At 70.2% G+C, this 15,884-nt stretch carries 16 protein-coding genes; 10 read left to right on the top strand and 6 right to left on the bottom strand.

All coding sequences use genetic code 11. The annotated features are described in order from the left end of the window. Positions 1-20 precede the first annotated feature (20 nt). Positions 21-278, top strand: coding sequence for a helix-turn-helix domain-containing protein (locus AB0I28_RS32270; RefSeq protein WP_357499489.1), 258 nt, complete (start codon positions 21-23; stop codon positions 276-278). A 164-nt stretch (positions 279-442) separates the two neighbouring features. Here the strand turns inward: AB0I28_RS32270 and AB0I28_RS32265 are convergent, their stop codons facing one another. The 3 genes from AB0I28_RS32265 to AB0I28_RS32255 all read right to left on the bottom strand — a co-directional run bounded on the left by AB0I28_RS32265 (position 443) and on the right by AB0I28_RS32255 (position 1,926). Then, positions 443-1,072 (bottom strand): hypothetical protein, encoded by a 630-nt coding sequence (locus AB0I28_RS32265; protein WP_357499488.1) that lies wholly within the window; start codon positions 1,070-1,072, stop codon positions 443-445. A gap of 283 nt (positions 1,073-1,355) precedes the next feature. Beyond that, a complete protein-coding gene (locus AB0I28_RS32260; RefSeq protein WP_357499487.1) occupies positions 1,356-1,574 on the bottom strand; it encodes a hypothetical protein in 219 nt (72 codons plus the stop codon). Between the two features lie 208 nt (positions 1,575-1,782). Further along, positions 1,783-1,926: a hypothetical protein gene (locus AB0I28_RS32255; protein ID WP_357499486.1), complete on the bottom strand. Its 144-nt coding sequence runs from the start codon at positions 1,924-1,926 to the stop codon at positions 1,783-1,785. A gap of 412 nt (positions 1,927-2,338) precedes the next feature. Between AB0I28_RS32255 and AB0I28_RS32250 the strand changes: the two genes are divergently transcribed. Beyond that, the gene (locus tag AB0I28_RS32250; protein WP_357499485.1) at positions 2,339-2,599 is read left to right on the top strand and encodes a hypothetical protein; all 261 of its coding nucleotides are present in this window, start codon (positions 2,339-2,341) and stop codon (positions 2,597-2,599) included. 564 nt (positions 2,600-3,163) lie between these two features. On the opposite strand, the gene AB0I28_RS32245 is transcribed toward AB0I28_RS32250, so the two are convergent. After that, the gene (locus AB0I28_RS32245; protein ID WP_357499484.1) at positions 3,164-4,198 is read right to left on the bottom strand and encodes a hypothetical protein; all 1,035 of its coding nucleotides are present in this window, start codon (positions 4,196-4,198) and stop codon (positions 3,164-3,166) included. A 246-nt stretch (positions 4,199-4,444) separates the two neighbouring features. Between AB0I28_RS32245 and AB0I28_RS32240 the strand changes: the two genes are divergently transcribed. Further along, on the top strand, positions 4,445-6,124 hold the full coding sequence (locus AB0I28_RS32240) for a pentapeptide repeat-containing protein (RefSeq protein WP_357499483.1): 1,680 nt from the start codon (positions 4,445-4,447) through the stop codon (positions 6,122-6,124). Between the two features lie 48 nt (positions 6,125-6,172). Here the strand turns inward: AB0I28_RS32240 and AB0I28_RS32235 are convergent, their stop codons facing one another. Further along, on the bottom strand, positions 6,173-7,057 hold the full coding sequence (locus AB0I28_RS32235; protein ID WP_357499482.1) for a DNA ligase: 885 nt from the start codon (positions 7,055-7,057) through the stop codon (positions 6,173-6,175). Between the two features lie 115 nt (positions 7,058-7,172). Beyond that, entirely contained in the window at positions 7,173-7,595 is a 423-nt protein-coding gene (locus AB0I28_RS32230; protein WP_357499481.1) for a hypothetical protein, read from the bottom strand. A 79-nt stretch (positions 7,596-7,674) separates the two neighbouring features. On the opposite strand from AB0I28_RS32230, the gene AB0I28_RS32225 reads away from it, so the two are divergent. The 7 genes from AB0I28_RS32225 to AB0I28_RS32195 all read left to right on the top strand — a co-directional run. Then, positions 7,675-8,499 (top strand): hypothetical protein, encoded by an 825-nt coding sequence (locus AB0I28_RS32225; RefSeq protein WP_357499480.1) that lies wholly within the window; start codon positions 7,675-7,677, stop codon positions 8,497-8,499. Between the two features lie 109 nt (positions 8,500-8,608). Beyond that, the gene (locus tag AB0I28_RS32220) at positions 8,609-8,929 is read left to right on the top strand and encodes a hypothetical protein (protein WP_357499479.1); all 321 of its coding nucleotides are present in this window, start codon (positions 8,609-8,611) and stop codon (positions 8,927-8,929) included. Further along, positions 8,926-9,312: a type II toxin-antitoxin system prevent-host-death family antitoxin gene (locus AB0I28_RS32215; protein ID WP_357499478.1), complete on the top strand. Its 387-nt coding sequence runs from the start codon at positions 8,926-8,928 to the stop codon at positions 9,310-9,312. Before AB0I28_RS32220 ends, AB0I28_RS32215 begins: the two co-directional genes overlap by 4 nt. Before the next feature lie 14 nt (positions 9,313-9,326). Further along, entirely contained in the window at positions 9,327-11,150 is a 1,824-nt protein-coding gene (locus AB0I28_RS32210) for a hypothetical protein (RefSeq protein WP_357499477.1), read from the top strand. A gap of 155 nt (positions 11,151-11,305) precedes the next feature. Next, positions 11,306-12,592, top strand: a complete 1,287-nt coding sequence (locus tag AB0I28_RS32205) for a pentapeptide repeat-containing protein (protein WP_357499476.1) — start codon at positions 11,306-11,308, stop codon at positions 12,590-12,592. Positions 12,593-12,696: 104 nt separating this feature from the next. Further along, a complete protein-coding gene (locus AB0I28_RS32200; protein WP_357499475.1) occupies positions 12,697-13,146 on the top strand; it encodes a hypothetical protein in 450 nt (149 codons plus the stop codon). Positions 13,147-13,758: 612 nt separating this feature from the next. Further along, positions 13,759-15,884: tetratricopeptide/SEL1-like repeat protein (locus AB0I28_RS32195; protein WP_357499474.1), on the top strand; the 2,126-nt coding region annotated here is incomplete at its 3' end.

Here is a 15,884-nt window from a genome sequence, read left to right as displayed (position 1 = left end):
TCCCGCAAAGGAGACTGGCGATGGCCACCGGCGACCCGTCGCTTTCCGCATCGGAGCTGGCCCGGCGCTGGGACGTGCACCGCTCCAGCGTCACGCGCTTCCTGCAGCGCCTGGCATCCGACGGGATCCTCCCCGACCCGGTCAACCCCGGTGCGGCCAGCTTGCGATGGCTGCCCACCGACCTCGATCCCCTGTGGCAGCAGCGGCAACCCGTCGGCCGCCCACCCAAACCACGCCCGAAACGTGACGACGGACCTGACCCGCTCACAAAGCACTGACCAGGGACTACTGAAGGCTCCGGCCGGGTTCTTGGGGTCGTTGCAACACCTTGATCGTTGAGGGGTTGCGGAGTGGACTTCGAGGTCCGTCAGGGGCGGCAGAAGGCTCAAGGGCCGGTGGTCTTGGGGTAGGTCGGGCTGGCTGCGCGCGGCGGTGGGCTGGTCTAAGGCAGGATCGGGCGCCAGTTCGTGAAGTAGCCGCCAGTGGACAGGACGGTGTATGACTCGCGTTCCTCGACGGTCACCGGTTCGGCGGAGAAATCGGGCAACAGGCTGCAATCGAGGTGGCCATTGACCAGTGCGATCAGGAAGTCCTCGAAGGGACCGTCATAGAGCCACCAAACGCGGAAGTCGGTGGCGAGGACTCGCCAGCCTTCAGCCGGTGACGGGGGTGGGAGCAGGCAGAAGATCTCGTTGTTGTCGCCCAACCCGACCTGGAGAAGCCCGCCGTCCTCGGGATAGGCGCGGATCTCACCGGCCCGGTACGGGAAATATCCGCCCTTGACCGCGTGCAGCCGCTCACCCGACTGGTAGGCGAGGGTCTGGGACACCGTCGAGTCGCCGAACCATGCGGACAGCCCTTCAAGGCTCTCCAGCTCCAGAACACAACGAAGGTTGGTGATCTCCAGGTACTCGGCGAAACGCAGGCTGCGATACCGGTCGGCCCACGCCTTATACCCGGCTGGAAGGCGCATCCCCAGCGCTCCCTCGATCTCGTCCCAACCGACGTCGGATACCGGCAGGCTCGGTTCCCCGAGCGCTACCGCGAAACCGTACGGGTCCCCGGTGTCCATCTGGCTCTCCCTCTCTTGGAGGCCAGACCCTAGCCTCCGCCGGGTTCCCCGACGTAGAGACTCCCTCACCCCTCCAACGGAGCCCCACGCTGCTCGATGAACACGCCCTGGTCCGCCCTCGCCGATGTCGCTCTGGCGCGTTCGGCCTTACGGCCGTCACTGCAGCCGACGGCGACCTTAAGACCGACTCGGTATCTCGGTGGGCGAACCAAGGAGACCGAGTGGCTACGTTCTCAGCAGGTCGATGGCGATCCCGATGGGGATCGACAGGAGCGCACTTGCGTTAGGGGTGGCGGACTGTCCAAGACTTGGTTTCCTCGCCGTAGTCGCTGATCGTGTCGAGGCGGACGCCGTCGGCGTAGATGTCGGTGGAGTCGACCTCGAGGCATTCGAAGTCATCGACGCCGGCGTGAAGGTGCGGGCACCAGCGCAGGGCCATGATCAGGCAGGCATGGTGCATGGCGGCGTCGGAGATCACGATGCGCGCGGCCTCCAGTATCACCCAGGCACTTCGGGGAAGCCGGTCCCCGCAGACCTGGCATCGCCATTGGGATTAGCACAGCCACAGCCGGTGCGGTTGGACATGGCGCCAGGCGGGGCCGGGGTGGTCGATGCGGGTGATGTAGGGAACGGGCATCCCCTCAGCGCGTGGTCGTGGCAGTCCTGCGGCGTTGGCCAGGACCTGGTCCAGAGGCGTGGTTGCCGGGGCATCACCGCTCCTCGGCGACGGCGGCCACGATCTGGGCGTGCAGTGCGTCGCAGGTCCATCCCGGTGAGGATGAGCTCGCCGCGAGGCTTGGCGTGTCGGCGGAAGGCTTGGTCGGCTTCTCGGGCTCGACGTCGCGGCTTTGCATGTCGAAGGCTCCTTCACGGTGTGGCCGATACCTTCCGACTTGTGCCTTCGGTTGTGGTGGCCGATGCTGGGCAGAGTGCCGACGGGCGGCTGGCGGCGTCGCTAGGAGGAACTCGCTGTCCAGGATACGAATCATCCACCGTGGATGCTCGGCACGCCCGGGGTGGCGGCTGGGGTCCTTGAGCGCGAAAAGTATGCTGGCTGCAGTTCTTTCCGGGCCGCGTGCCCGGATCCGTTGAGGACGAACCGCTAGGACGACGGCTTCGTTTCGCCGTCGTTCCCGGGCCGGGTTTCCCGGCCACGGACTCGTTGGGCCGCCATAGCGGCCGTTGGTGTCGGCGACAGCGCTGTTCGCGCACCCCTGTCGCCTCCACGTTGTATGCCCAACGAACTCACCGTCCCACGGAGGAACCATGAACAAGTCGATCGCCGCGCGGGTCGCCGCCGACCTCAACAAATATGGTGGCGGCAGCGCCGCCGGCATGTCCGTCGTCGTCACCGAGGACGGCGAGGTCGGCGGATACCTCTACGGCTCCAATGACAGGCCGCACCTGACACCCGACCAGCGCTTGATGGCCCTGCCCTGGGCCAACCAGCAGGTCACAGCTGACATGGTTCTGAGCGCCTTCGCCCCTGACGAAGATGCCGACGAAGCAGACGACGACGGTTACTAGCCCGCGGGCGTCCTGTCGAGCGGAAAACTGGCCGCCGGGTGTGTCCGAAGCCGAGTGGTGTGCCGGGAGGGGCGGCGTCAGGCCACATTTGGGGGTCGGTGCCCCATGCACGGAGCGGGACGTCGAGCCCGCCCCTCCCGGCGGTTCATGGCGACGGCGGCCGAAAGGCCGCCGTCTCGTCGTAGAGCTTGGCGCGGGTCAGGCAGGTGTGCAGGCAAATCAGCAGCCGCGCGGCGACGTGCCGCGGGGCCCCGTAGTGGCGGTCGCCGCGCCCCCGGCGGGTGTCGTAGAGGGCCCGGGCGCCCGGCGAGCGGGTCAGGGAGCACCACGCGGCGCGCTGGGCGGGCGGTCGCCGGGTTCATCGCGTTCCGGATGTTCCGGCGCCGCGGCAACCCCGCGTTCTACGGCCCCACCCAGGACTGACCCGCTCTTCACACCACGGCCCCGGCTACTAGCCGGGGCCGTTCTGCGTGTCTCATTGGTTCGGTCGATGGTGACCACGGCCGCCACCGCATCGTTCCGGACCGGAGATCACCAGCTCACCGTTGGGGGAATACGCCGGTGTCAGTAGATGGGCAGCGTGTACTCGGCCCTGTCGGCGGGGTGGATGACCCGGAAGGCGCTGATTCGCATAGGGCGGACCGCCAGGACCGCTTTGTCGGTGAGCATGTCGGGGAGCGCGGCCAGCAGGGCGCGGGATGTCTCCTCTGGGCATGTCGTGCCGACCTGGTACCGGACGCCGTCGAGTGTGGTGGCGGCGACTCGCAACCGGCCGAGCCCATCGACGGCGTCCTGGACGAAGTCGTGGCGGGTGGCGCCGTGTTCACCGGTCACCAAGCTGAGCTGTTCTGGCCTGAGGTCTTCGAGGGCGAGGACGACTTCGTGTTCGCCGCCCTCGGGGTCGAGGTCGATGAGCCCGGCGATGCGGGCGTAGGCGTCATCGTCGGCGGTCATCCACTCCAGCCAGGTCTCGTGACGCACGACCGTGCTCTGGTCGCCCCGCAGCGATTCGCCGTAGTCCGGGATGCACGGGATCGGCAGCGGATCATAGGCGCCCGTGATCGCGGCGACCTCGGCCTCTGTGGCCTGAGTGTCCATTCCGCCGCGGACTGCGGGAGCTAGGCGCCCGAGCGGGCCGATGTGCGTCCCGGACCAGGCTCCGATGAGGGTTTCGCTGAGGATCATCGAGCGCAGGACCATCGACAGCGGCGTCGGGTCGATGCGTTCGGCTGTGGGTCCGCCGAGGATGCAGGCGGGATCGTCGCCGTCATCGGCCGGGTCCACCTGGATCACCCAGCCGCCCTGGTTCTCCGTCCACACCGTGAGCATGCCGTCGGCGGTGTACAGCTTCGCGGGCGTGGCCGGGTCGTTCTGCACCATCCGCAGCCGGCGTCCCACGAGCGTGAACCACTCGACGAGCACCCGCGGGAGGTCCCTCCCGACCTTCCCGACCCGCTCGCCCGCCGCAGCGACGTCCCCGGCCGTGCCGCCGTCCTCGGCGCGCAGAGGCTCGGCGTACCAGCGGTCGAGGAAGTCGGCGAGCCAGGCCCACCGGTCGGTGGCCAAAAGCGCGGCCTGCTCAGCAGTGAGAGTGGACATCCGGGAAACCTAGCGACACCCCCCGACACCGGCGGAGAACAGCTCGACCGGACCACGGTGCCCAGACGTTTCCCGATCAAGGCTTCTCCGCACTCGGCAGCGCTGGCACGGGGACCGCTGTTCGGCCGATGGTGACCTTGCGCCCCGCGCCGGAGGCTGCCGGGTATGGACTCTGGGGGGAACCAGCCGGTCCCGGTCAAAGAACCGGGCCGGGTGAAGCGCGCGTCGACGGCCACGGTGGCCCGGATGAAGCGGGCCGTGGTGGGCAGCTGGCGTTGGTGTGTTCGCCGCCGCAAGCCGCTGCTGCTAACGGTCGGGGTCATGGTGGCCACCGCCGGTGGGGTGTTCGCGATCGTGCGGGTGGCGATGCTGCTGTGGGGCAACCTCGACAAGATGGCCGGCGAGGACGAGCGCGCCCAGATCACCGCGGTGAGCATCCTCGTGTCGGTCATCTTCGGCATCGGCGGGCTGATCACCCTCGTCCTGCTCATCCACCGGCAGGTCTACCAGGCCCGCCACCAGCGGCACCTGGAGAAGGTCGCCGCCGACAACCTCGAGGACGCCAAGGACCGTCTCGACCAGGCCCGCGACGTCGCCGCCGATACTCGCCACGACGCCGCCGAGAAGCGCATCACCGAGCTGTACATGAAAGCCGCTGACCAGCTCGGCCACGCCTCGGCCGCCGTCCGCCTCGCCGGCCTCTACGCGCTCGACCGCCTCGGCCGCGAACACCCCGCACACCGTCAGGTCATCATCGACGTCTGGTGCTCCTACCTGCGCATGCCCTATACGCCCACCACCCCGGCCACTGGGATCGTCCCCATCGGAGCCGACCTCACCTCACCGACCACCCCTGCCCAACGCCCACACGATGACGAATACGAAGTCCGCCTCACCGCCCAAACACTCATAGCCGACCACATCCGCGCTCCCCGCACCCACGACAGTGAACGCGACACCGCCCTCCCGAAGCCCGACTCAAACTTCTGGGGCTCTGCGCGCATCAACCTCACCGGCGCCCACCTCATTGGCCTCAACTTCGACCACTGCCATCTCACCGACGCCCGGTTCGACAAGGCGACGTTCACCGGCGGCGCCGGGTTCGACGAGGCGTCCTTCGCCGGCGGCGCCTGGTTCGACAAGGCGTCCTTCGCCGGCTACGCCGGGTTCCGCGAGGCGACCTTCACCGGCTACGCCGGGTTCAGCGAGGCGTCCTTCGCCGGCAGCGCCTGGTTCGACAAGGCGTCCTTCGCCGGCGCCGCCGGGTTCCGCGAGGCGTCCTTCGCCGGCGTCGCCGGGTTCGACAAGGCGAGGTTCACCGGCTACGCCGGGTTCGACAAGGCGAGGTTCACCGGCGTCGCCGGGTTCCGCGAGGCGACCTTCACCGGCTACGCCGGGTTCCGCGAGGCGACTTTCACCGGCGTCGCCGGGTTCCGCGAGGCGACCTTCACCGGCGGCGCCTGGTTCCGCGAGGCGACCTTTACCGGCTACGCCGGATTCTGCGAGGCGAGGTTCACCGGCGGCGCCTGGTTCGACGAGGCGACCTTCACCGGCTACGCCGAGTTCCGCGAGGCGACTTTCACCGGCGACACCTGGTTCCGCGCGGCGACCTTCACTGACTTCGCTGTGTTCAACGTGGCGATCTTCACCGGCGACGCCGGGTTCGACAAGGCGACCTTTCGCCATGTGGTTCTCTTCGGCGGTGTGGCGGGGTCAATCACCCTAGGGGATGCGCGGATCCAGTTGGTGTACCCGCATGCGCTCCCGTGGGGATGGCGCGCGGCTGCGGCGGATGATGGGCCAGGCCGACGGCTGATGCCCACGTTGCGTGCGGCCCGAACGCGCAGAAAACCAAGGCGGACACACAAGGCCCGATACCGGACCTGCTCGACCAGTCGCCCGCGGGCGGTGGCGACAACCTCATGAAGCCATGACGCCGGGCTGAAGGACACACTCCTCGCAAGAACGGCTCGCCTAGATCACGTCTGTCCTGATCCGGTTGAGGCGGCCTTGGCGCATCCGGCCTGCTGGTGTCAGGGCGGTGTAGGAGACTTCGACGGGGACGGTGGGGTCGAGCCAGGTGGCGCCGCGTGCGTGCGCGGCCGGCACTGGTGTGTTGAAGGGGTGGGCGGGCCGGGCGAGGACGGCAAGGAGGGCGGGGAGGTTCTCGGTGCCGCGTCCGCGCGCGGTGACCGTGCCCCGGTAGATCAGGCCGGTGGGGGTTTCCTCGCCGACGAGTAGCTCGATCTTGCCGTGCCGAATGAGGCGGACGCCGCCGATGACCATGTCGACGACCTCGGCGAACCGCTGCTTGATCCAGTCGTGGGAGGCTCCGCCCCGGTAGGGCGCATCGAGGCGTTTGGCGACGACGCCCTCCAGGCCGTGCAGGCGCGCGACGGCCGTCATCGTCGCCGCGTCGTCGGTCTGCGCGGTCACCTGCCACGCCGGGCCGTTCAGGCCGGTGGCCTCGAGGAGCTTGCGGCGCTCGAAGAAGGGTCTCCCGCGCAGGTCCTCACCCTCCAGGCGCAGGAGATCGAAGGCGACCAGCGCTGCGGGATGGGTTCGTCGGCCGCGCGCGATCGCCGCCGGCGAGGTCGCCCGAAGCCGCGCGGCGCAGGAATGGAAGTCGGTGGCCAGGCCCTCGCCCAGCACCACGAGTTCCCCGTCGAGGAGGGCGTCGCCGACGACATCGGTCAGGCCGTCGAGTTCGGGGAGCATGCCGGTGACCTCGCGCCCCGAGCGCGTCCAGGCGTGAACCCCCTCGGTGGCAGAAGCCGATGCCAGCAATCGGCAGCCGTCCCATTTCGGCTCGAATACCCAATCGGGCCCGGACGGCAGCCGGCCGCGAGTGGCGGCCATCAACCGCTCCACACCTCGATCATGCCGCGTTGATGCAGGTCACGCCCAGGTTTGTGGCGCGGGCAACGACGACCAGGCGCCCGCCGGGCGGGGGTGGTTACCGGTCGTGGTGGGGCTAGCCGGTCCAGGGCCGGTCGTCGGGTGGGGTCTCCCACCGGGATCGGGGCGATCCGCACCCGATCGTCGCCGCGGGCCACACGACCGGCACTTCGCAGGCGGCGCACGTGATGCGGACATGCCCCGGGCATGCCCGGCACGCTAGGCGCTTCGCCGAGCGGGACTGTCCCGTCGCGGCGTGCCGGGCGGCGAGGGGTTCCAGCTCACCCGCGCAGGCCGGGCAGGTTTTCGGCCGGTCGGCTTCGTCGAGGACGTGCTCGGTGCCCAGCCGCCACGCTACGACCGCGCGGTCGGCGCGGGCCCGCTCCACCAGGCGGCGCACCTCCGCGACCGAAGCGGCCCGTACCCAGCGCCGTTCCCGTCGCCCGTCCAGCCTGGTCTCGATGACGACCTCGATCCGCCACCGCCGCACCCAGCCCATCCCCGTACAGTACGCATGTTCGAAAAGATCGCCAGGGTTGACAGTGAAGTCCTGGTCACAGGGGCTACGCTCCGAGATTATGCGTACAAGCATTCGAGAACTTCGGGCGACTATCGCCGGGCTCGAAGCTGCCCGCAGCCCGGTCGTCGACGAGCCCGACGCGGCCACCGGCTGGCGTGTCGACGGGGCCTTGGCCGCCGTCCCCGCCCCGGCGCCGGCGCCGGCGCCGGTCGCGATTCCCGGCGTCGGGCGTGCCAGCGAACTGGCGCCCACCCGTGACACCGGCACCCGGCACCTGCCCGTCGGTGAAGGCCTCGATGCGGTCCTGCCGTGGCGGGGCCTGCGGCGCGGGTCGACCGTCGCGGTCGCCGCGGGCATCGGCTCGACCTCGCTGCTGCTGAGCCTGCTGGCGGGCCCGGCATCGGCCGGCGCCTGGTGCGCCATCGTCGGCCACGACGGCCTGTCGGCGCCCGCGATCGCCGAGGCCGGACTCGACGCCGACCGCTTGGCGCTCATCCCCGATGCCGGGACCGTCCTGGGCGACGTCGTCTCCGCTCTCCTGGACGGCCTCGACGTCGTCGCCGTTCACGCGCCCCGGGGCCTGCCGACCTCGATCGGCCGCCGCCTGGCGGCGAAGGCCCGGAAAGTCGGCGGCGTGCTGCTCCCGTTCGGGACACCGATCGGGCAGGTCGCCCGTGCCGACGCGATCCTGGAGCCGGTCGCGTCGCGATGGGCCGGGCTCGGCCAGGGACGCGGGCGCCTGCGCGGCCGCGAGATCGACGTCGCCGGCCACGCCCACGGACGCCTCCTCGGCCGCACCACCCTGTCCTATGGCGCCGGTGTCCCGCACGAGATGCCCGTGACTTCCCTGGCCGCCGCCCGCGCCCGCCGCGCCGCCCGCTGACGAACAACGGGAACTACCGGGCAGCCTGCTCGCGCCGACGCGCCCCGCCCTGTCAGATTCCTTAAGGATTTACTTGCGCTGTAAATCCTTAAGGCTTTATGGTGTGGGGATGGTACTCACGCGTGCTCACCTCGACCGATACACCAACGGCCAGTGCCATGCCCTCGCCGAAGCCCTCGCGCGTCTCACCGGCGGAACGATGGTGCTGTGCAGCGACGACGACGGCGCCACCGGGCACTGCATGACGCGAGTCGCCGGCGGTTTCCTCGACGTCACCGGCCTCCACACGTGGGAGGACATGCTGGCCCTGGGCTGGCACGCCGACGACCTCACGCCCGTGACCAGTGCCGAGGCCCTCGGGTGGGAGGCACCCGATCTGGGCGAGGAAACCTTCGCGGTGGCGCGCGCGATCGCCGAGGGCCTGCGGTGAGCGACGAGGACACCTACAGCGTCGAGGCCACCCGCGCCCAGCTCGGCAACCTCATCGACCGGGCCCGCGACGGCCGCCCGGTCATCATCACCAGCTACCGGCGCCCCGTCGCGCGGCTGGTGGGGGTGCGCCCGACGCGTTCGATCGCCGAGCTGACCGAACTCGTCGACAGCTTCGACATCGTCACCGTCATCGGCAACGCCTCCGACGGCTACGAGCCGCGCGACGCCGGGCGCATCGCCGTCCAGCAGGACGGGCAGTTCGAGGCCTGGGCCGGCGACCTCGACGACGCGCTCGACATCATCGGCCGCCTGACCGGTGTGCGAGTGAAGGCCACCGAGGCCGCCAGCGACAACGGCACGGCCCGCTGGACCGTGACATGAGCCAGGGAGCATCCGTGACTATCACCTCGCCGGCCGCACCGGCCTCCGCACCCAACGCGCCCCAGCCCGACGGGATCGTCCTGCCCGGCCTCGACGGCCGCTCGTATGCGGGGTTCCTGGCCAGCCTCGGGCTGCTGCGGCTGCTGACCCGCCGCTGGCCGGGCAGCCGCCTGCGGTTCACCACCCCATGGCGATCCCCCGTCATCGCCGACGGCCCCGCCGACCTCCCGGCGCTCCTGGCCGCGCTCGGCGCCGACCTGGAGGCCTGCGTCGAGCGCGGCAGCGCCGGCCCGGAACTGACGGCCACCTGGCCCACCAAGCGCGACAACCTCAAACTCGCCCGCCGCGACTACCCCGCCTACCGCGACCACCTCGCCGAGACCGGCCCGGCTGGTGTGGCGTGGCTGGAGGCGCTGATCAGCCCCGCCGGCGTCACCGCGCGCGGCGAATGCGCCCGCTCCCCGCTGTTCGCGCTCTCAGGGCAGCAGACGATTCCCACCGCCCTGGCCGGGCCCCGCGACGTCCTGGCCGCCGACCCGAGCCTGCTGTCCGCCGCCCTCCTCGACCGCGGCGGCTACGCCGACGTCCCCGGCGGGATCTACCTCGACTCCGCCTTCATCCACAGCGCCGCCGACGCCGGCGACGGCCGCCCAAGGGAACAAGACCGGCCCGGCCCGCTGTGGCTGGCCACGCAGGCGATCCCGCTATTGCGCCTCTACCCCGGCCAAGGGGGACGGCTGCTATGCGCGACCTGGCACCAGATCCAGGGCACCACCCGCCTGGTCGCCGCCTGGCCACTGTGGACCCAGCAGGCCCTCACCCTCTCCGAGGTCATGCTGCTGGTCACCGACCCACGCATCGCGCCACGCCCCGTCCCCGACCAAGCTAACGCCCCGGCCGGTGGATACGAGTGCGCGTTCCAGGGCGCCGACCTCGACGACCTGGCCGCCGAGTACGGCCCGATCGGCCTGGAGGTGACTCGGCGGATTCCGCCGCATCCGCTGTCGGGCCGCAAATGGGCAGGCCAGATCGCCGCCACTGGCACCTTCTACCGCATCGGGCGCGCCAACCGGCGCGGCCGGGCACTGCCCTTCGAGCCCGGCACCCACGAAGTCCTCGCCCACCTGCGCCTGCTGCGCACCGCCCGCACCGCCCCCACTGCCGATGCCCACAACCTCCAGCGTCAGCAGGTCGCGCTGGCCGCCTACCTATCCGCCCAGCGCGACGAGGGCCTGGCCGACGTGAGCCTGAGCGACCTGGCCGAGAACACCGGCATCGCCGCCGGCGCCCTGCACGCCGCCATCACCGACCACAAGCTCCGCGCCGGGCGCCCCGCCATGATGGCCCTGGCCGCCGAGCCCGACCAGCGCACAGAACTGCGTGCCCTGGCCGACCAGCTCGACCCGACAGAACTGGCCGCGCACGCCGCCGCCATCGGCGTCACCGTCCCGCCCGGCGACGGCTGGACCCTCGCCGCCCACACGCGCGGCACCGGCCCCGACACCCGCGACCTCGGCCTCTACTGGGTGAAAGCCGCCGACCCCGCCGAGCACCCGGCCCCGCTCAACCCACCGGCCCTGGACACTGACCCCATCACCGCAACAACCGTCCGCGGCGACTACGACACCACCGGCCTGGCCAGCACCCTCGGCATGAACCCCGCCCAAGTCCAACGCTGGGCGCTCGTCGCCGCCGCGATCCTCCCCGACAACCCGACCACCCGGCTGCCCATCCCACCCCCCATCGACCCCGCCGCCCCCACCCGCGACTGGCGCTGGTCCCGCGCCACCGTCAAGGCCTGGCGCGACAAGCCCCGACCGAACTTCACCACCACCTGACCGCCAGCACGCCGACGCCGCCGGGCCCTCCTAGCCGACGGCCGCCGCGCCAGGGCGGGCCCTTCGGCCGATGGTGACCATGACGGGCGGTGTCCAGGGTGGACGGGGTGGGGAATCGCAAGGGATGGCGGCGTTGGCCGTGGTGGTTGCTGTTGTTGCCGCTGCTGGCGGTACCGGTCGTGGTCGGGTGGCTGGTCCTCGACGAGCTGCTGACCAAGGCCGAGACGGCAACGCGGGCGGTCTCGGACATCGAGGCCTTCGCCGAGCAGGTGAAGGCGTGGCAGATCGCCGCGGCCGCCGCCGTCGGCGCCGGCGGCGTGATCACCCTCGCCACGGTCTTCCACCGCCAGGCCCTCGCCGCCCGAGCGGCGGCCGACGCGCGCTACGACGCCGACGAGAAACGCGCCCAGGAGCTCTTCGTCAAGGCCGTCGAGCAGCTCGGCCACGCAGCCGCTGCCGTCCGGGTCGGTGCCCTGCACGCCCTCGACGCTCTCGGACAGGAACACGAGGGTCGCCGGCGGGCGGTGATGGACGTCTGGTGTGCCTACCTGCGCATGCCCCCACCCGAGAAGCCCGACGCCGAGGAAGGCAAGCCCGCACGACCATGGTGGACAGACCTCATCCGCCCGAGGCGGAAGACCCGGCCCCCGCCGGAGCCCACGCCACAGGAGGCGACCTGGCCGGCGGAGGAACTGCAGGTCCGCGCCACCGCCCAACGCCTCATCACAGAACACCTACACCCGCCCGACAAGCTGAACCGAAAGAAGAAGCAGCCCAAACCCAGCGGAGCCTTCTGGGGTGCCATGGACATTGACCTGTCCGGCGCCCACCTCCACTACTTCAACCTCTCCAACTACCGACTAGGCAAGGCCATGTTCGACGGGGTGACCTTCCACGGGGGTGCCGGGTTCGACGGGGTGATTTTTCACGGGGACGCCGGGTTCAACGGGGCGACCTTCCACGGGAACGCCGGGTTCGAGCTGGCAACGTTCAACGGGAACGCCAGGTTCTACAGAGCGACGTTCAATGGGAATGCCAAATTCCAGAACGTGATATTTAGGCCTGTGTTGCACGGGTGTGTCATGTTTGGCGGGGCGACGTTTACCAGGCATGCCGAGTTTCGCGGCGCGACGTTCACCGGCGACGCCTGGTTTGACGGGGCCACGTTCGCCGGACATGCCGAGTTCATCATGGCCAAGTTCGCCAGGCAGACCCGGTTCGACATGGCCACGTTCGCCGGGCATACCCGATTCGACGGGGCCACGTTCACCACGTTTGATCGCACTTTCGACGATGCCCGGGTCCTGGAGCTGGGCGCTGACCATGTCTTGCCGCAAGGCTGGACGGTCGGCGCCGATGACGGCAAGCCCGGCCGTCCCCTTGAAGGGGCGGCCACCGCACCGAACGTCTCAGCGGCCGAGGAGGATCCCGAAGCGTCCTGAGACGCCTTCTCCCCACGCCCCCTGCGCCGGGCGTCACCACCGGCCACGGCCATCCCGAAACCGTGATGTGGGGATCTATTGTTGATCGACACGAGGGAGCGAGCATGCGGTGGCTGTGTTACGAGTGGAACGGGGCGGCGGCGAGCCTCACCGACGACGCCCAACGCCAGCTGCCACACATCCAGCTCCCGCCGAACGTCGTCCGCGACTGGCTGCACAAGCCCGACGCGATGCGATCGCGGACCTGCCACAGCATCGACGAGGCCATGGACTGGCTCGACGAGAAGATCAACCTGTTCGCGCCCCACGCGCTGGGCGGCAGCCAGCTGGAGCACGAGCTCAGCCTCAACCCCTACTCCCGGCAGGGGCTCCTCGCCGGCAAGGACGTTGTGCGCTCGATGTGGCTGACCGGCTCGCGGGCACTGCGCCTGGCGATCATCACCGAGCACCCCACCGCAGGCATCGTCGACGCCGACCCGGCGAGGACCGCCGAAGCCCTCTCCCCGGTGCCGGCGCCGAGGGACACCGACCTCGACCACGTCGGCAGCTTCTAACTGGCACGGCCGCGCACCGTCGCCGAGACCGCCTTCGCGCCGGGTGTCCAGTCCGGGTACACCTTGCGAGGCAAGGGGCCTCTGACCTGGTTCCCGAAAGATAGGTCCGGACACTGGTCGGACAGGTCGTCCGCTTCTACATTGCGGATCTGGTGACCTGGCAGCCGATGTTCGGCAAGCAGCGACTCTGCACCGGGAGAGAACGGCCCGCACGCTGGGGCTCTGCGTTCGGCCCGCAGGGTTACTCCGGAATCCGAAGGCGCCCCGAAGAGTAGGTCCGGAATCCGCAAGGTAGATCCGGACTGGACACCGGGGCTTCCGCGCGCGGCGCGCGGCGTGCCGCGCCGCCAGAGCTATGACCAGGGTCCCGTAGAGGCCGGATAGTCGGGCTCCGAAGGGGAGCATGCGTGCACCGAACCGTGTGCCAGCGGGGCTCTCAGGGCATCACCGCAGGTAGTGCCGGTGTCGATCATGGATGGTGGTCGATGTTGGCCGCGAGCCGGTCTGTGCGGGCAGGTGGGCGGGAGCGGTGGGTGTGCTGGCCGCACGGCGGACATTGCTGCCGTTCTGGCCGTCTTGTGACCTTGTGGACGGTCGGGAACAGTTGGCGGGGTGAAGTGGCTGGGGCGGGCGGGGTTGGTGGCGGCGGTGGTGGCCGCGACGGCCGGTGTGTGGTGGGCGTGGGGCCGGGTCGGTTCGACCACGGTGGTGACTCAGACGGCCACGTGGGCGGGTGTGGTCGGCGCGGCGGGCTTGCTCGTGGCCGCCGGAACGTCCACGATCCAGGCCGTGGCGGGGTACCGACGGTGGCTGGGGGCCCGCCCGGATGTGGCGGGACAGGTTAAGTTCAGCGTCAAAGGGCGCCTGCCCAAGGTGGGCGAGGTCGATGTCACCCGGCTCGGCGCGAAGGCTCCGATCGGGTCGGTCGACGCCGGACAGACCTCCTATGTCGCTCGTGACGTCGACGTCCGCGTTGACGAGCTCATCGCCGCCGGCGGGATGGTGGTGCTGGCCGGGCCGGCAGCGGCGGGGAAGTCCCGGCTGGCCGCCGAGGCGATCCACCGAGTCGGAACCCGCGGCAAGCGCCGCCTCCTGGTCCCGGTCGGCGCCGGACCACTACGCGCGCTGGCGAAGGCCGGGTTCGGCTTCACCGACACGATCATCGTGCTGGATGACCTCGAGCACTTCCTGACCGACGGCGGCCTCGACACCGCACTGCTAGGCGAGATCTGTGCGCCGGACTCCAGCGTGGTCGTCGCGACCATCCGCAGCAAGGTCCTGGCCGACCTCGAACGAGCGCTCAACGCCGACCTCGCCGGCCGCACCAGCTTCGCCCTCTATCGGCCAGGCGTGGAACTCTTGAAGGCCCTTCGCGACGAAGGCCGGATCATCGAAGTCACATCCGACCTGAGCACGAGAGAGAAGGACGCTGCCGCAGCGGTGCAGGTCCCTGCCGGTGACGTGCGGATCTCCGAGGCCGTGGCCTCGCCTGCCGGGTTCGGGGAGTACCTGATCGCCGGACCGGCGCAGATGGCCCGCTGGACCCGCGACACCGGTGATGCCCTGGAGACCGTGGGCCGCGCGGTCATCTCCGCCGCCGTCGACGCCCGCCGAGCCGGCTTCAACGACCCCCTCCCCGCACACGTCCTCGACCAACTCACCCCCGCCTACCTCCCCGAACGGTTCCAAGGCCGCGCCACCACACCCACAGAAGCCGCCGGCCGTGCGTGGGCGGCCGAGACCATCACCGGAACCACAGCCAGCTCCTGCATCACCCACCACAAAGACGGCACCTACACCGCCGCCGACTACCTCACCGACCGCGCCGACCAACCCCCCAGCACCCTCAGCGAACAAGCGGTCCCCGACCAGACCTGGACCATCCTCCAAACCCACGCCACACCACAACAAGCCTTCAACATCGCCAATGCCGCTGACGGCCGGCAGCGCCATGACATTGCCTTCACCGCCACAAGGCGTGCTGCTGTCGAGGGTCACACCGACGCGATGAACAACCTCGGGGTCCTATTCCAGGAGCACGGTGACCTCGACGGGGCCGAGACCTGGTTTCGGCGTGCCGCCGACGAGGGCCACACCGGCGCGATGAACAACCTCGGGGACCTGTTCCAGGAGCACGATGACCTCGACGGGGCCGAGACCTGGTTTCGGCGTGCCGCCGACGAAGGCGAGACCGTCGCGATGCTCAACCTCGGGAACCTGCTTGGGGAGCGCGGTGACCTCGGGGCCGAGTCCTGGTTTCGGCGTGCCGCCAGCGAAGGCGAGACCGTCGCGATGTTCTACCTCGGGAACCTGCTGCGAAAGCGCGGTGACCTCGGTGGGGCCGAGACCTGGTTTCGGCGTGCCGCCGACGAAGGCGAGACCGTCGCGATGTTCTACCTCGGGAACCTGCTTGGGGAGCGCGGTGACCTGGATGGGGCCGAGACCTGGTTTCGGCGAGCCGCCGACGAGGGTGACATCGGCGCGATGTTCAACCTTGGGGTCCTGCACCAGGAGCGCGGTGACCTCGGTGAGGCGGAGGCCTGGTTCCGGCGCGCCGCCGACGAGGGTGACATCGGCGCGATGTTCTACCTCGGGGTTCTGTTCCAGGAGCGTGGTGACCTCGACAGGGCCGAGTCCTGCTACCGGCGCGCCGCCGACGAGGGTGACATCGGCGCGATGTTCTACCTCGGGGTTCTGTTCCAGGAGCGTGGTGACCTCGACAGGGCCGAGTCCTGCTC

The sequence above is a fragment of the Phytomonospora sp. NPDC050363 genome (assembly GCF_040655735.1).
In the GTDB taxonomy this organism is placed as follows: Bacteria; Actinomycetota; Actinomycetes; order Mycobacteriales; family Micromonosporaceae; genus Phytomonospora.
This window is presented reverse-complemented; position numbering and strand designations above follow the sequence as displayed.

Bases quoted from the DNA above. Each gene is read 5' to 3' on its own strand.
- AB0I28_RS32230 (WP_357499481.1), bottom strand. From the start codon at position 7,595: ATGGGCTGGGTGCGGCGGTGGCGGATCGAGGTCGTCATCGAGACCAGG.
- AB0I28_RS32240 (WP_357499483.1), top strand. From the start codon at position 4,445: ATGAAGCGGGCCGTGGTGGGCAGCTGGCGTTGGTGTGTTCGCCGCCGC.
- AB0I28_RS32270 (WP_357499489.1), top strand. From the start codon at position 21: ATGGCCACCGGCGACCCGTCGCTTTCCGCATCGGAGCTGGCCCGGCGC.
- AB0I28_RS32235 (WP_357499482.1), bottom strand. From the start codon at position 7,057: ATGGCCGCCACTCGCGGCCGGCTGCCGTCCGGGCCCGATTGGGTATTC.
- AB0I28_RS32255 (WP_357499486.1), bottom strand. From the start codon at position 1,926: ATGCAAAGCCGCGACGTCGAGCCCGAGAAGCCGACCAAGCCTTCCGCC.
- AB0I28_RS32245 (WP_357499484.1), bottom strand. From the start codon at position 4,198: ATGTCCACTCTCACTGCTGAGCAGGCCGCGCTTTTGGCCACCGACCGG.
- AB0I28_RS32250 (WP_357499485.1), top strand. From the start codon at position 2,339: ATGAACAAGTCGATCGCCGCGCGGGTCGCCGCCGACCTCAACAAATAT.
- AB0I28_RS32220 (WP_357499479.1), top strand. From the start codon at position 8,609: ATGGTACTCACGCGTGCTCACCTCGACCGATACACCAACGGCCAGTGC.
- AB0I28_RS32225 (WP_357499480.1), top strand. From the start codon at position 7,675: ATGCGTACAAGCATTCGAGAACTTCGGGCGACTATCGCCGGGCTCGAA.
- AB0I28_RS32265 (WP_357499488.1), bottom strand. From the start codon at position 1,072: ATGGACACCGGGGACCCGTACGGTTTCGCGGTAGCGCTCGGGGAACCG.
- AB0I28_RS32200 (WP_357499475.1), top strand. From the start codon at position 12,697: ATGCGGTGGCTGTGTTACGAGTGGAACGGGGCGGCGGCGAGCCTCACC.